The sequence below is a fragment of the Bacillus sp. REN16 genome (assembly GCF_020731355.1).
Taxonomy (GTDB): Bacteria; Bacillota; Bacilli; order Bacillales; family Bacillaceae_L; genus Ferdinandcohnia.
This window is the reverse complement of the sequence record NZ_JAJFZK010000007.1, coordinates 315,731-330,691: the sequence shown is the minus strand read 5'-3', so window position 1 is coordinate 330,691 and position 14,961 is coordinate 315,731. Positions and strand designations below refer to the sequence as shown.

General features: G+C 37.1%; 16 protein-coding genes. 11 read left to right on the top strand and 5 right to left on the bottom strand.

The window, feature by feature from the left end; genetic code table 11:
- Window positions 1–323 precede the first annotated feature (323 nt).
- Window positions 324–524 carry a cold-shock protein gene (locus LKW28_RS12395; RefSeq protein WP_136381765.1) on the top strand — a complete coding sequence of 67 codons (201 nt, stop codon included), beginning with the start codon at window positions 324–326 and terminating at the stop codon, window positions 522–524.
- A gap of 291 nt (window positions 525–815) precedes the next feature.
- A complete protein-coding gene (locus LKW28_RS12390; protein WP_229140670.1) occupies window positions 816–1,514 on the top strand; it encodes a polysaccharide deacetylase family protein in 699 nt (232 codons plus the stop codon).
- A 75-nt stretch (window positions 1,515–1,589) separates the two neighbouring features.
- Here the strand turns inward: LKW28_RS12390 and LKW28_RS12385 are convergent, their stop codons facing one another.
- Entirely contained in the window at window positions 1,590–1,784 is a 195-nt protein-coding gene (locus tag LKW28_RS12385) for a hypothetical protein (RefSeq protein ID WP_229140669.1), read from the bottom strand.
- A gap of 187 nt (window positions 1,785–1,971) precedes the next feature.
- Here LKW28_RS12385 and LKW28_RS12380 point away from each other — a divergent pair, with 187 nt between their 5' ends.
- Entirely contained in the window at window positions 1,972–2,418 is a 447-nt protein-coding gene (locus tag LKW28_RS12380) for a DUF6376 family protein (RefSeq protein ID WP_229140668.1), read from the top strand.
- A gap of 70 nt (window positions 2,419–2,488) precedes the next feature.
- Here LKW28_RS12380 and LKW28_RS12375 read toward each other — a convergent pair whose 3' ends face one another.
- Window positions 2,489–3,391, bottom strand: a complete 903-nt coding sequence (locus LKW28_RS12375) for a DUF4349 domain-containing protein (protein ID WP_229140667.1) — start codon at window positions 3,389–3,391, stop codon at window positions 2,489–2,491.
- Between the two features lie 661 nt (window positions 3,392–4,052).
- A complete protein-coding gene (locus tag LKW28_RS12370; RefSeq protein WP_229140666.1) occupies window positions 4,053–5,369 on the bottom strand; it encodes a short-chain fatty acid transporter in 1,317 nt (438 codons plus the stop codon).
- A gap of 270 nt (window positions 5,370–5,639) precedes the next feature.
- On the opposite strand from LKW28_RS12370, the gene LKW28_RS12365 reads away from it, so the two are divergent.
- The 5 genes from LKW28_RS12365 (at window position 5,640) to LKW28_RS12345 (ending at window position 10,363) form a co-directional block, all read left to right on the top strand.
- Window positions 5,640–6,833 (top strand): iron-containing alcohol dehydrogenase, encoded by a 1,194-nt coding sequence (locus LKW28_RS12365; RefSeq protein ID WP_229140685.1) that lies wholly within the window; start codon window positions 5,640–5,642, stop codon window positions 6,831–6,833.
- Between the two features lie 197 nt (window positions 6,834–7,030).
- On the top strand, window positions 7,031–7,357 hold the full coding sequence (locus LKW28_RS12360; protein ID WP_229140665.1) for a nucleoside triphosphate pyrophosphohydrolase: 327 nt from the start codon (window positions 7,031–7,033) through the stop codon (window positions 7,355–7,357).
- Window positions 7,350–9,788, top strand: coding sequence for a DEAD/DEAH box helicase family protein (locus tag LKW28_RS12355; protein WP_229140664.1), 2,439 nt, complete (start codon window positions 7,350–7,352; stop codon window positions 9,786–9,788). Before LKW28_RS12360 ends, LKW28_RS12355 begins: the two co-directional genes overlap by 8 nt.
- Before the next feature lie 124 nt (window positions 9,789–9,912).
- On the top strand, window positions 9,913–10,074 hold the full coding sequence (locus LKW28_RS12350) for a hypothetical protein (protein WP_229140663.1): 162 nt from the start codon (window positions 9,913–9,915) through the stop codon (window positions 10,072–10,074).
- A gap of 118 nt (window positions 10,075–10,192) precedes the next feature.
- Window positions 10,193–10,363 carry a YvrJ family protein gene (locus LKW28_RS12345; RefSeq protein ID WP_229140662.1) on the top strand — a complete coding sequence of 57 codons (171 nt, stop codon included), beginning with the start codon at window positions 10,193–10,195 and terminating at the stop codon, window positions 10,361–10,363.
- A gap of 89 nt (window positions 10,364–10,452) precedes the next feature.
- Here the strand turns inward: LKW28_RS12345 and LKW28_RS12340 are convergent, their stop codons facing one another.
- Complete coding sequence (locus LKW28_RS12340) at window positions 10,453–10,797, bottom strand: hypothetical protein (protein WP_229140661.1); 345 nt, start codon at window positions 10,795–10,797, stop codon at window positions 10,453–10,455.
- A gap of 235 nt (window positions 10,798–11,032) precedes the next feature.
- On the opposite strand from LKW28_RS12340, the gene LKW28_RS12335 reads away from it, so the two are divergent.
- The 3 genes from LKW28_RS12335 (at window position 11,033) to LKW28_RS12325 (ending at window position 14,261) form a co-directional block, all read left to right on the top strand.
- The gene (locus LKW28_RS12335; protein WP_229140660.1) at window positions 11,033–12,196 is read left to right on the top strand and encodes a Gfo/Idh/MocA family protein; all 1,164 of its coding nucleotides are present in this window, start codon (window positions 11,033–11,035) and stop codon (window positions 12,194–12,196) included.
- A gap of 207 nt (window positions 12,197–12,403) precedes the next feature.
- Window positions 12,404–13,132 (top strand): ThuA domain-containing protein, encoded by a 729-nt coding sequence (locus tag LKW28_RS12330; protein WP_229140659.1) that lies wholly within the window; start codon window positions 12,404–12,406, stop codon window positions 13,130–13,132.
- 46 nt (window positions 13,133–13,178) lie between these two features.
- Complete coding sequence (locus LKW28_RS12325) at window positions 13,179–14,261, top strand: Gfo/Idh/MocA family protein (RefSeq protein WP_229140658.1); 1,083 nt, start codon at window positions 13,179–13,181, stop codon at window positions 14,259–14,261.
- Between the two features lie 43 nt (window positions 14,262–14,304).
- On the opposite strand, the gene LKW28_RS12320 is transcribed toward LKW28_RS12325, so the two are convergent.
- Entirely contained in the window at window positions 14,305–14,898 is a 594-nt protein-coding gene (locus tag LKW28_RS12320) for a YdeI/OmpD-associated family protein (RefSeq protein WP_229140657.1), read from the bottom strand.
- Window positions 14,899–14,961: the final 63 nt, after the last annotated feature.

The following is a 14,961-nucleotide window of genomic DNA, read 5'->3' as shown; positions in this document are numbered from 1 at the left end:
TATCCTAATTCTTGCCAAGGAGGATTGTTTTGAAACCTATTTACACAACTTTTTCCGCACCGTCGTACAAGTTACTATTTAATAGTTAAAGTCCATTAAACCTTCTTGTGGGAGCTTGATTTAAGTGGCTCCTCTTCTTTAATTTAAGCAGAAAACTTTGTCCGTTTTTTAATAACAGTTGCTAATTACTTTTATATCTGTTATTATAAATAAGAATTATCTTTGTTCTTTTTCAGATTAAGAATGTATTTTTGTTTTTCGTCTAAGGTATTTGAACAAGATAGTAACACATGTGTGATCGTCACACTAGGAGGCAAATTATTATGGAACAAGGTAAAGTAAAATGGTTTAACGCAGAAAAAGGTTTTGGATTCATCGAGCGTGAAGGTGGAGAAGACGTATTCGTACATTTCTCAGCTATCCAAGGCGAAGGCTTCAAATCTTTAGACGAAGGTCAAAGTGTAACATTTGATGTAGAACAAGGACAACGTGGTCCTCAAGCATCTAACGTTAGAAAAGCTTAATAATAGCCATTAACTGCTAAGAGGTATGCCAATTTCGGCATACCTCTTTTTTAATTTTCGTTGCTGCTAGAGATAAGGGTTGTAAATTATCATAAAAAGCTGGGTGTATTTCCNGTAAATTATCATAAAAAGCTGGGTGTATTTCCCTGCTTAGTCCACTTTCCTTAAAACCACTGTTTGCATAGGTGCCATTCTGGATCCTAAGAGCATAGCCAGTTCATATTTTTCCCCATCAATTATGTATATAATTTTACTATAATAGAATTTGAAATAACGAAAAGGAAGTAAGCGATGAAAAGAAAATTAATAGGTAGTGTTCTCGTATTTTTAATTCTTTTTCTAATGATATTCAGCACGTATAAGTTAATGAATTCAAGGTCATTTCAATTATTTGGAGGGCTCACACAGCAAGTTGAAACTGATCAAAAGGTAGTTGCACTCACATTTGATGATGGTCCAACTGGTAATGTAAATGAAATTCTGCCGCTTCTCGAGAAGCATGATGTGAAGGCGACCTTCTTTTTAATTGGCAAGGATATAGAAAAATACCCGGAAGAAGCCAAAAAAATCGTGGAAGCAGGGCATCAGGTTGGAAATCACACGTATTCTCATAATCGTATGATTTCTAAATCCCCATCCTTTATAAAAGAAGAAATCGAAAAAACGGATCGGCTGATACGTGAAGCAGGGTACGAGGGTGAAATTGATTTCCGTCCACCAAACGGGAAAAAGCTCGTAGGTTTACCTTACTATCTTAATAAACAAAATAAAGACACCATTACGTGGAACATAGAGCCAGAAACGTATTACTCTTCTACCCAGGATAGAGTGAAATATGTAAAAGAATCAATTGAGCCAGGTTCAATTATTCTAATGCATCCAATGTATGATGATATTGAGAAGGTGCTTGCAGAGATTGAAGGAATCATTCAAGTGTTAATTGAAGAGGGATATTCGTTTGTAACTGTTAATGAGCTGCAAGACATGTAGCTCCTTTTGGTAAATTTTATCCAAATACAAAAAAAGAACCACATTCAGATATGAATTGGTTCTTTTTTCCGTTTGTTAGACACCCATTTTTCTGCGGGTATTGCTCGGCTTTTTCGTTTGTTGGCTTTTCATTTTTTTTGTTGAAAGGTCACCATTCATTTTTCCTTTACCAGCTGCTGCCTGGTTCTTTTTGTTTTCAAGTTGCTGCTTCATTGCTTCTTGCAGACTGATTTTCTTTTTTGGTGCTTCGGATTGATTATTCTCGGTCATAGTGATAACCTCCTTATTTATAAAAATGGTCGTTAATACAGTATAATCTATTTTGGCTTGTTAAGAAAGAAGTACAGAAAAAACAAATGCCTCCACTTGAAATTGTAAAGAATACCCAGTATTGATATGTGAAACCTTTTCCGTTTAGTATCGTATATAAGTTATGCCAGAAAACGGAGGGGATTATTTGAAGAAACGTTTTTTAGCCTTTTCTCTAATGGGATTGATTTTTCTTGGGGCATGCTCCATCCTTGAGGATGTTAATAATACTGTAACGTATGTAAATGAGGCAACAGATTACGTTAATGAGGTTAGTACGTTTATTAATGAAGCACCAGCCCTAGCAGAACAGGCAGTTACGGATGAACAGTCAATGGTCGATCTTGAGACAAAGCTTACCGAAATGCAGGATGATATGGTATCATTCAACTCACTAGAGCCGCCAGAAATGGCAGCAGATCTTCATCAGCAAATCGTCGATTACAACCAACAAGCAGAAGAGGGCATAAATCTATATATAGAAAATATTGAGAATGGACAAATTGATCCAGCTCTTTTTGAAAATAGTGAGATGTTTCAAACCTTACAAAACGTAACCAATACAATTGATCAAATTAAACAATTGGGTGAATAAAACAAGGCGCATCTTAATAAAAGGTGCGCCTAAGTTTTGTTTAAAAGGATATTTTCGATCATAATTAGAGTTATTCTTGTTTTTTCTTTTTCCTGAGGATGAACCAAGCAATCAAAATAGCAACAATTGGAAGGATGATTGGTGATAATCCTATAACGAATACGACTAAACCCGATAAAACGGATATGATTCCGTTAATTGTATTTACAAATAAACTTTTTGCTTTTTGCCAAGTATTTAAGGAGCTGTTGTCCTTGATGGAATCAATTTTAACTAATTCCTCTTCTAGATGAATTGTAACGGTTGAATAGTCAACATTATTTTTTAGATAGTTCATTCTTCCTAAAATTTGTTCTTTTTCTTCTTGTACCTTTGAAAGATCATTTGATATTTTTAAAAGGTCTTCTGTTTTTTCCGCCTGATCCATTAAGGTTAACAGTCTTTGTTCCACAGCTTCTTTTGCTTTTAATCGTGATTCAAGGTCCACAAATTCCTCAGTTACATCATTACCCGATATACTTTTTTCAACTACTTTTATACTGTTTTTTTCTACATCATTAATATAGGATTGGAAATGTGACTGAGGTATTTTAATGACAATGGTGCCATTAATCGATTCCGTTCCAGCATCATATGTTGAGGATTCCACCACATATCCGCCAAGATCAATGGCCTTTTGTTGAAATTCCGCTTCTACGGAATGAAACTTTTTTACTTGGATGGACAGATTTGCATGGTATATGAACATGCGGTCGTTTTTAATTGTATCGCTTCCGTTATCACTTGCTTTATATTCAGGCTCTGTGACTGGTTGAACACTCATTTCTTCTTTGCTTGATTCTTGATCCATTTCTGTATGCCGCTCATCCATAGTGGCACGATCTGCTTTGCTTTCTGAACTTTGGTTACTGCATCCAGTTACTAACACTAGAAGTAACACGAGCAATTTAAAGAAAAGAGTGCCTCTTCTCATCCATAGTCCCCCTTTGGTCTTTACCCTATTAGACGGATAATAAAAAAATTTGTTTCACATTGATTTGGAATTTTGCATATCAAACTCTCTATGCAAATAAAAAATGACCTTGCAGCCGCTCTTTGCAAGGTCATTTCATGATGTGTAAAGTGGATTAACATATCGGGTTCCGTTAACTATCACAAACATTAAAAATGTAAGTTAAAATGAGTGCCAATTTGGCATACATTTTATCTTACAAAAGTACTTAGAAACATAAGAAATCCTATCCTTAATTGAATAACCCAGTGATATTTAAAATAAGCGGAGATATTTCCGTTAAATGCAGAATAGAGCTCTTTTCGGGGTTTATAGGGGGAAATTTTCCGCTTATGCAAAGAAAAATCCCCAATTTTTACGTTACTTGAGTCAATAGGGGAAATTTCTCCTCTTATTTACGCTATTTTTTAGCTTATTTACAAATTAAGAGGAATTTCTCCCTCTATTTTTAAAAATCCGGTGCGTAAGCTGCCCCTAACCTCTTTTCCAATCAAAAATGGCTCGGTGAACTGAGCCACCTTATTTTTAATTACAAAAACAGATACAAGAAGCAGTACAAAATGGGCTACATTTTCGGGTTTTGCGACAGGAAACGGAACCCGTTAGGATTAACAACCTCTTTTTAATAAACAAAATAAATCAAAATTGAAGTCACAACCCCAATCCAAACAGCTAGCAAAATACAATATCCCATAATATGACGAATATGAAGACCGACAATGCTTAAGATTGGCAATGCCCAGAATGGTTGAATGAGATTTGTCCATGCATCCCCCCATCCGACTACCATTGCAATAACACCCGGTTCTACTCCTAACTTCATCCCAGCCGGGACTGAAAGCGGTCCTTGAAGTGCCCATTGCCCCCCACCAGATGGGGCAAGCATGTTGACAAGTCCGGCAGTCCAATAGGTAAAGACACCAAATGACTCCGTAATTGAAACGGAAGTTATCCCCTTAATAATGATATCTGCAAGCCCTGAGCTCCCAAGGAGTGCAATGATCCCTGCATAAAAAGGAAATTGTAGGATAATAGGCGAAATGGAACCAGCTGCTTCTTGAAATGCTTTCCCATATTGACTGAGAGAACGATGAAAAATCAAACCTAGTGATAAAAACAAAATATTAATAAGATTTAGATTGATATCAGTGCCATTTGCAAATTGTAAAACCGTATAAATAATGCCTACCAAACCGATTAAAATGCCAAGTATAGGCGTATTTTCTAAGCGAAGGGCGGGCGTATTTTCATCTGCCACCTCTGTTGTAACAGTCAGTTTTTCCTTTTCTTTTACAGTATATGGAATGATATTCTTTTTTGGAGCCATAAGAAGAATGAAAATAGGCATGGTGATAACTAGGGTTAAAAGGATAATGATGGTACCCGGATGAAAAATCGTTTCAGAGGTTGGAATAACCCCCATGACATCGGCAAGAAAATGATTTTCGGTTGCAACCGTTAACCCAATGGAACTTGAGAGACCAGCTGTGTAAAGTGCGGTTGGAGCATATGCACATGCTACCAACAATGGAAAATGAGCATTTTGATTTCGTTTTCCAACCTCACGAGCAACAATCGCCCCAACAATAACAGCTAACCCCCAGTTAATATAATAGGCAGCGGACGTAATTAAAAATGTAAAGAGGTAAGCTTTATTGGCGGTATTAGCTTTTGCAGAAATAGCTTCTAATCCTCTTCTGATAAATGGAACTGAAGCAAGTACCATCCCCGTCATAAGCAAGAGCACCATTTGCATCGTAAAAGCTAGATAAGTCCAAAATCCATCCCCATACGACTGAAACAAATTCATTGGATCAGCCGGAGTTGTAAAGAAGGCTAAAACAAAAACAAACAAAGTCATCAACACAGCAATAACAAATGCATCAGGCAAGTACCGCTGAATGACACGAGAAAATCGTTCTGACAATCTGTTTAACATTTTTTCCCCTCCTTTTATTACAAAAGTATGAGGGGAGGGAATGTATTATGACCAGGTTGTTCATCAACCACCCGTGTAAAATACGCAACCATATTGATATCAAAACATAAACTAGTAGTCTTTAATCATAATTGTTGAATAATAATATTTATAGGTAAAATTGGATTGAAAATGGTCGCTGCAATTAGCCCAACCATACTCAGAAAGCAGAGGTTCAAAGATTAGCGAATCTAGGGAGGGGAAGGTTTGAATCCAATATCAAGTGTCTACATGCCAAGGGCTATTTTTTATGGTTATGATTCCTTTAAACAAGTTGCGGTTGAAACAAGGAAACTAGGAAAAAGAGCACTTATCATAAGTGATAAGGTTATGGAGAATCTTGGGGTTGTCGATGAATGCAAAAGTATGTTAAATGAAGAAGAGATTAATTGTACTACCTATTTAGGAATTGATTCGGAACCGATTGATATATTCGTAAATGAAGCGCTCGAAATATGTAAACAAAATAATTGTGACGTCATAATCGCATTAGGTGGTGGGAGCTGTATTGACACTGGTAAAGCTGTTGCGGTAATTGCGACTAATGGGGGAGATATCAGTGATTTTATGGGGAATAAAAAAATAGCTGATAAAAAGGCAATTCCTCTCATTGCAATTCCAACCACTGCTGGTACTGGCTCTGAAGCAACAGACGTGACCGTTATTACCAATACAAAAAATGATGTAAAAATGATGATTAAGCAACCAACGTTTTTACCGGAAATAGCAATTGTTGATCCAACACTCACACTTTCTTCTCCAAAACACATCACTTCAGCAACGGGGGTTGATGCCCTCACTCACGCCATCGAAGCATACATATCAAGACGTTCACATCCATTCACAGACACACTTGCTTTATCCGCAATTAAATTGATTTACGAAAATATAGAAGAAGTATATAAGAATGGCAGTAATCTGGCAGCGAGAGAAAAAATGTCTTTGGGAGCCTTAAAGGCCGGCATCGCATTTTCAAATGCTTCTGTTTGCTTAGTTCATGGAATGTCACGACCAATAGGAGCCCTCTTTCATGTCCCGCATGGAGTGTCAAATGCCATGTTGCTACCGGCAATTTTGGAATTTAGTAAATCTGCCTGCATTGATCGTTTAGCTAGTGTTGGACTATTTATTAAACCAGAGTTGAGCGGTTATTCTAGTGAAGAAATTGCAAATATAGTTGTCCAAGAAATCAAGAAACTCTGTTTTAACTTGAATATCCCGAACATGAAGGAGTGGGGGATTAAAAAACAAGAATTAGACAATGTTGTAGGAAAGATGGCGAAAGACGCGATTGAAAGTGGAAGCCCCTCAAACAATCCAAGAATTCCAACTGAAGAAGAAATTATTGAATTATATCAAGGTTGTTTTGATTATGATATGGGTGAAGGGATAAATGAATCAAATAATGTAATCCATAAAAACTAGTTCGTAACTTCCGAACTAGTTTTTTTATGTTATATCACTACTTTCATATTACTTTCTTGGGTAAAAAGAAGGATTTTTTGACAAAGGGATGGAAACTATTCAACAATAGACAAAAAATGTCGAGGCGACACTTGAGAAATGCAAAGAAAAACTTATGGTAGAATATTGATAAAAAGATTAATAAAGGGGAATTTGAAATGACTGTTCACCAGAAATTAGTACGTGACCGTATACCTGAAATCATAGAAAACACAGGCAAAAAATTTTCAACACGAGTACTTGCAAATGATGAGTACCTTATAGAACTACGGAAAAAGGGCTTTGAAGAGTTAGAAGAGTATGTTAATGCTTCGGATAAAGAAAATGCTTTAGAAGAGCTTGCAGACCTACTAGAAATCATTCATGCATTAGCAGTTGCACATGAATCTTCATTTAATGAAGTAGAAGCAATACGTGAAAGAAAAGCACAAAAACGTGGTGGTTTTCAAGAAAAAATTTTTTTGATTGAGGTTGAAGATGACTAAAATTGATTTAATTACTAGAAATCTAATAGAACATTTACTTGTTCAGATTGAGAAGTCTTCGAGCATTTTTATTTTGACTTCGTTTGTAATGAAATCAGGTGTTGAAGTCTTAAATGAATCTTTGAGACGTGCTGCCGAACGCGGGGCAGATATAAAAATTTGTACTGGGGATTACCTGTTTGTAACCCAACCAGATGCATTAAAGAATCTAATTGGTATTCATAAAAATATTGAGGTTCGGCTTTGGAGAAGTAACGGGACCTCTTTTCATCCAAAATCCTACATTTTTCAAAATGGAAATGAGGGTGTGTTGGTTGTTGGTTCATCTAACCTGTCTCGTTCAGCATTAACTTCCGGTATTGAATGGAATTTAGCTGTAGATTCTTCCAATAAGAATCATACTTTTCTAAAGGCAATTGATCAATTTTCTTATCACTTTTTACATGAAAATACGGTAAGCGTCAATCCTGAAATCGTAAAATTATATCAAAATGAATATGAGAAGTATCATCAAAAGAATCCTTCTCTAGTAAATACATGGACGCAACTTGAAGAGTTAGATTTAATGCTTCCTAGCCAAAAGCATAAAATTGAAGCTGATAACATAAAAGAAGAAACTGTTGCTTATGGGGATATAAAGCCCAGGTTTGCCCAGGTAGAAGCACTTGAGGAACTAGAGAAAACCCTTGAAGAGGAATATTCAAGTGCTCTGGTAGTTATGGCTACTGGACTAGGGAAAACGTATTTAGCGGGTTTTTTTGCCCGGCATTTTCAACGTGTTTTATTTATTGCCCATAGAGAGGAAATCCTCTATCAGGCGCAAAATTCTTTTAAGAATATCTTACCTAATAGAAAAAGTGGTATTTTTAATGGTAATAGTAAAGAGCGTGAGGCTGATCTGGTTTTCGCCTCAATTTATACCTTGTGTATGAAACATCATCTGGAGGCTTTTTCAATTGATGAATTTGATTTGATAATAGTCGATGAATTTCACCATGCAGCCGCTGACTCCTATCAAAGGGTAATTAACTATTTTAATCCAGTTTTTTTATTAGGTATTACCGCTACACCTGATCGGAATGACAATAAGGATGTATATGCAATTTGTAAGGGAAATGTTGCCTATCGAATTGACTTTTTAGAAGCAATCCAAAGACAATGGTTAGCACCATTTAGTTATTATGGGGTTTACGATGAAACCGATTACTCACAAATAACCTGGTTAGGTAGTAAATATGCTGAGGACGAACTCCTTAAGGTGCAGCTTCGAAAAGAAACTGCAGATAATATACTTCGATCATGGGAAAAATATAAAAAAACTAGAACAATAGTATTTTGCTCATCCATTAAACAAGCAGAATTTCTTGCAACGTATTTTAATAATCATGGCTACCGAACCGTAGCATTACATTCCCAACAGCAATCAATTGGACGAAAGCAAGCTATAAGTATGCTAAAGGATTCAGAATTAGATGCTATCTTTACTGTAGATTTATTTAATGAGGGTGTGGATATTCCTTCGGTAGATACCTTATTATTTGTGCGTCCGACTGAATCATTAACAGTATTCACTCAACAAATTGGTAGAGGACTACGTCTGCATTCCGAGAAAGACTATTGTGTAGTTATAGATTTGATTGGAAACTATCGTAATGCCGATGTTAAACTAAGCCTGTTTGATATAAAAAATGACGATAAAAAGAACACAAAAAATAATATCCACCCTACAATTCCGGAAACGTGTTCAATAAATCTTGATGTTGAAGTTATAGATCTGTTGAGCGAGTTAGTGAATAAAAGAGAACCCAGAAAAGAAAAGCTGCTTTATAGTTATATGGATTTAAAGATCACTCTTGGTATCAGACCAACCTATTTAGACTTGCACTTAAAAGGGCAGGCAGATGCTTCACAATATAGGTCAGAATTTAAATCATTTGCAGGATTTTTATATTGGGCAGACGAGTTATCAGAAAGAGAAAAAGAAACTTACAAAAGGTATGAACCATGGTTAATAGAGGTTGAAAAAACAGGTATGGCAAAGAGCTACAAGATGGTTGTGCTACTTGCTATGTTATCTAGAGGTGACAACAAATGGTTTAAACCCATTACTCCAGAGGAAGTTGCACCATTTTTTCACAGATATTTAACTGAAAAGGAATATCGTAAAAATATTGATTTCTCAGACGGTGAAACAAAAAGGTTATGGGACTATGATGAAGCAAAGGTTGCGAAACTTATCGCCAAGATGCCTATGACCAAGTGGAGTGGTAGTTCAAAAGGACTGGTTAATTTTAGTGATAATCAATTTTTTATCGCGTTTGATGTCCTAGAAGAAGATCTTGAAACCATTTATAAATGGACAATGGAAATCTGTAAATATCGTTTGCATTATCATTTTGAAAGAAAAGCCCAAAGGCGAGAAGAGTCTTAGTGACTCTTCTTTTTTTAGTGATATTACCTATGAATTTATCAAAAATGTAAAATATTGTGATATAATCTAGAAAAATATAGAAAATTGTATTTTTTGGTTTTACATAATTACTAGGGGGAAAGTGATGGGACTACTAATAAGTTTAATAATAATTGCCATTCTAGCCATTCTTGGATTACCTAAAGTTAAAGGTTTTCTAGGTGAAGCGTCCGTACGCATATATTTAAACAAGCTTGATAAAGAGAAATATCAGGTATTTAATGATGTCCTGATACCACTGGGGTGAACATGGGGACGGTTCCGGTGTTCTCCTATTTTTTTCCATATTGGTGTGGCAGAGGGAGGTCCCTCGTCCCAATTTTCAACAATGAAGTTTGCATTTTTTATAGGAAGGAGGAGTTTGGGTGGAGCAGTTATTGCCTTTTATTCACGAGGTGGGCTTTCCCGTTGTCGTGACACTCTATCTATTGCATCGGATCGAAACGAAGCTAGATGGAGTCATCGACTCGATTCAAATGCTGCCACAAAGCATGAAGGCCGACCCGACATATGAAATGAAGAAAAATATATTGTAAAATTTGGGCACCTGACTGTAATATCGTTGGGTGTCCATTTTCATATTCGAGAAAAAAATAAGTATTTTCTTGAGTAATCAGAGATTATTTTATTCTTTTAGCTGCCTAAAATAATATAAGAGTTCTCCATTCTCGGTTTCCGCTATGATTATTCCAGATTTCCCATCGTTTGTATTATAAAGGGCTGTTCCTCTAGGCAATTTGTTTGCCGAAAAATTCCACATGAAGATAAGTGCTTTATTGGCTTCTCCTATTTTCTCTCCTTTTTGAAATTTCCCTTTGTCCTTTTCAAACCACTCCAGTTCTGTTACATTGGAGTACAAATTTCCTTTATATAGCATTATATCCCGATCTTTATTCATAACATCAATTAGCACAGATCCCAACAAAAGCACGAAGCATATTGAAAATAGAACTATTATGATTTTTCTCATGAAAATCCCACCTTTATTCTTGTGGATACAAAAAATTGGTAACTTACTAGTTTTAGGTTAGCAGGTAAAGGTAATATATTAAAGGGAAGTATTGTTGAAAAAACGGAACATTTTCTAGTTATTTAAAAAATTTAGTAATTCCTTATAAAGTGATTATTAATGTTATACAAAATGTATGATTAAATAAGGTGGAACATACTTATTAAAACTGTGAACGGGGAAAGGGGATATAACAATGAGTAACGAGATTAATATCGGGATGATTGGTTACAAATTTATGGGGAAAGCACATAGCCATGCCTATCGCGATCTTTCCCTATTTTTTCCTGACCGGCTTCGTCCTAGGATGAAAGTTATTTGCGGACGAAATGAGAAAGCGGTCTCAGAAGCGGCCTCTCAGTTTGGGTGGGAGGAGTATACGAGTGATTGGAGCACGCTTATCGAGCGTGATGATATTGATTTGATTGATATTAATGCGCCAAGTGATGTACATAAGGAAATCGCGATTGCGGCGGCAAAATCTGGAAAACATATTTTTTGCGAAAAACCATTGGCCCTTTCCTTACAGGACTCTCGTGACATGCTTGAAGCTGCGGAAGCAGCAGGTGTTAAGCATATGATTGGCTTTAATTATCGTTTTACACCAGCCGTGAGACTTGCGAAAAAGTTGATTGATGAGGGTGCATTGGGCGACATCTATCATTTCCGTGCGTGGTTCCTTCAGGATTGGTTAGTGGATCCGAATTTTCCTTTAGCATGGAGACTTCAAAAGGAAATAGCTGGTTCTGGTGCGCACGGGGATTTGGGAGCACATCTCATTGATTTAGCCCATTACTTAATCGGCGATATGACTGAAGTGATTGGGATGAGTGAGACTTTTATAAAAGAAAGACCCATTCCTGAAAAGATGACAGGACTATCTGCAACCGGAAGTAGTCAAGGTGAAAAAGGACCAGTTACTGTTGATGATGCAACATTATTTATGGCTCGGTTTGCAAATGGTGCGTTAGGAAGTTTTGAAGCGACTCGTTTTGCGACTGGTCATCGAAGTACAAATTCGTTTGAGATTAATGGAAGTAAAGGTAGTGTGATTTTTGATTTCGAGCGTTTGAATGAGCTCCAGGTTTATTTTTCAGATGATAGAAAAGATACTCAAGGCTTCCGTAGAGTTTTAGCAACAGAGCCAACCCATGAATATATTGATCGTTATTGGCCAGCAGGACATACGATTGGGTATGAGCATACATTTATCCATGAAATCGTAGAATTGATGGATGCGATTCGAGAAGATCGGCAGCCAGTACCTAATTTCAAAGATGGTGTTAAATGCCAGGCAGTATTAGAAGCAGTCGAACTTTCAATAGAAAAACGTCAGTGGATAAAAATATCAGACTTGTAACTTTATTCAGCATAAATCGCATATTTACTTTTGTAATAGAAATGTAAAATCTAGTATACACTTTATGGGTCTATGACTCTTGCAGAATAAAGTTACAGCCTCCGGCGGATGCCACAATTTTTCAAATGAAACTTTTCGAGCGAGCTCGAAAAAAATCAGGCGCAAATACGCCAAGGCGCATTTGATTACAGGAAGGTGTGTTCATTTATGGAAAAAAAGGCGTTAATCGTATGGGGTGGATGGGATGGTCATGAGCCTGAACAAGTTGCCCACATTTTTAAAAGAATACTTGAAGATGAGAATTTTGATGTAGAGGTGTCAAATTCACTAGATACGTATGCTGATTCTGAAAAACTGCAATCCTTAGATTTACTCGTTCCACATTGGACAATGGGGCAGATTGAGAAAAAATATGTTTCTTTGATTTCGCAAGCAGTTGCGAGTGGAGTTGGCATTGCTGGCTGTCATGGGGGAATGTGTGACTCATTCCGTAATAACGTTGATTGGCAGTTCATGACGGGTGGAAACTGGGTGGCTCATCCAGGAAATGACGGGGTCGAGTATATGGTGAACATCAAACATAGCTCTAGTCCGTTATTAGAGGGATTGACAGATTTTAAAGTTATTAGTGAACAGTACTACCTTCATGTTGATCCTGCGGTTGAAGTGCTTGCCACAACAAGATTTCCAGTTGTTGATGGGCCACACGCGACCAACAAAGCAGTTGATATGCCAGTTGTTTGGACGAAACGCTGGGGACAAGGGCGGGTATTTTATAGCTCCTTAGGTCATCATGCAGATATAATCGAAATGCCAGAAGTTTCACTGATTATGCGCCGGGGCTTTTTATGGGCAGCAGAAGGGAAGCAGAAAGCTAGTCAATTAGCTAAATCTCAAGATGTACGCGCATACACGGGAATGGGAGATAGCCTGTAAGGGAAATATCAAATAAATTCTTAAGCCAATCAAATGGGGGAACAAAATGAGCAAACTTAACGTTGGTATCATCGGCTGTGGGACAATTAGCTCAATCTATATGGAAAATATTCAAAAGTTTGATCATCTGGTTCTACTTGTCTGTGCAGACTTAGATGTGGAGCGGGCAAAGTTGCAGGCAGCGAAATATGGGGTGCCTAAAGCATGTTCTGTAGAAGAGTTATTGGCAGATTCTGAAATACAGTTGGTGATTAATTTAACAATTCCGCGTGCACATGCATCTGTTAGCCTGCAAGCTCTTGAAGCAGGGAAGCATGTCTATACGGAAAAACCTCTTACGGTCTCCCGTGAAGAAGGCAAACAAATCTTAGAAACAGCTAAGAAATATAATCTGCTAGTAGGGGGTGCCCCAGATACATTTTTAGGTGCTGGAATTCAAACAGCGATTCATTTGATTGAAAATGGTGAGATTGGTGTTCCAATTGGAGCATCTGCCTTTATGATCAATCGAGGGCATGAACATTGGCATCCAGATCCTGCCTTTTATTATGATCATGGAGGGGGACCGATGTTTGATATGGGACCCTATTATTTAACGGCATTGGTGGCACTGTTAGGCCCAATGAGGCGAATTTCTGGCTCAACAAGGATTAGTTATCCGATGCGAACCATTATAAGTGAACCGAAAAAAGGGACTAAAATAGAAGTAGTGACTCCAACCCATATTTCGGGGACGATTGATTTTGAAACAGGAGCGATAGCAACGATTACAACAAGCTTTGACGCATTTGGCGGGACATCTCTGCCGCCGATTGAAGTATATGGAAGTGAAGGAACACTCCTAGTCCCAAATCCAAATCATTTTGGGGGACCAGTAAAAATAAGAAGAAAAGACGAAAAAGAATTTGTGGAAGTTCCGCTTATTTTTGAAACACCAAAGAATAATCGTGGGATCGGTGTATCCGATATGGCAAATGCTATTTTACATAATGAACCTTTTCGTGCAAATGGTAAACTTGCCTATCATGTTCTTGAAGCCATGCATGGATTTCATGATTCTTCGGATAATGGCAGGCATTATTTGATGGAGAGTACGTGTAGGAAACCTGTCAAAATGGATCGAATGTAGAGCACAAAACTAAGCTGCCCCAATTGGTGCAGCTTAGTTTCTCTTAATCATTCATACCTTTTCCATCGAGGATTTGTTGCTCGTATTTTTCAATTCTAGCCACACGCGTTTTGGATTGTTTGGCACCTGAAATGAAATAAATGTATGCATTCTGGCGCCCAGGTGTTAACCCTTCAAACGCCGTTTTTAAGGCAGGGTTTTCATCAAATTTCGCTTTTAGTTCCTCTGGAATTACATAATCTGTGTTCTTTTTTAATTCTACTTTCAAACCGGCTTTTTCTACCTCGATAGCCTCAAGAATATACTCTTTAATAAATGGCTCTTGTTCGATGATTTCTTGAAGATTTTTGAATCGAATTTGCCTTGCTGCTTGTACATTTTCCGTTTGCTGAATTAATATTCCGTGAGGATCCTTTAACAAGGACCCTTTATGGAACAGGAGCGCACAGTATTCTTTGAAACCATGCATAAGGACGACGTTTTTTCCCTCATACATGTAACAGGGGTGCATCCACTTAATATCTTCAGTTAGTTCAAATTCAAGGATGATTTCTCTTAACTTCTCAAATTCTACCTTCCATTGCTTGGCCTTTTTGATGAATCCATCAACCTTACGATTCCTATTACTCTCTGTCATTTAGGTACAACCACCCTCTATTATTCTTATTTGCCTATCATAGGATATTCATTGGAATTGTGT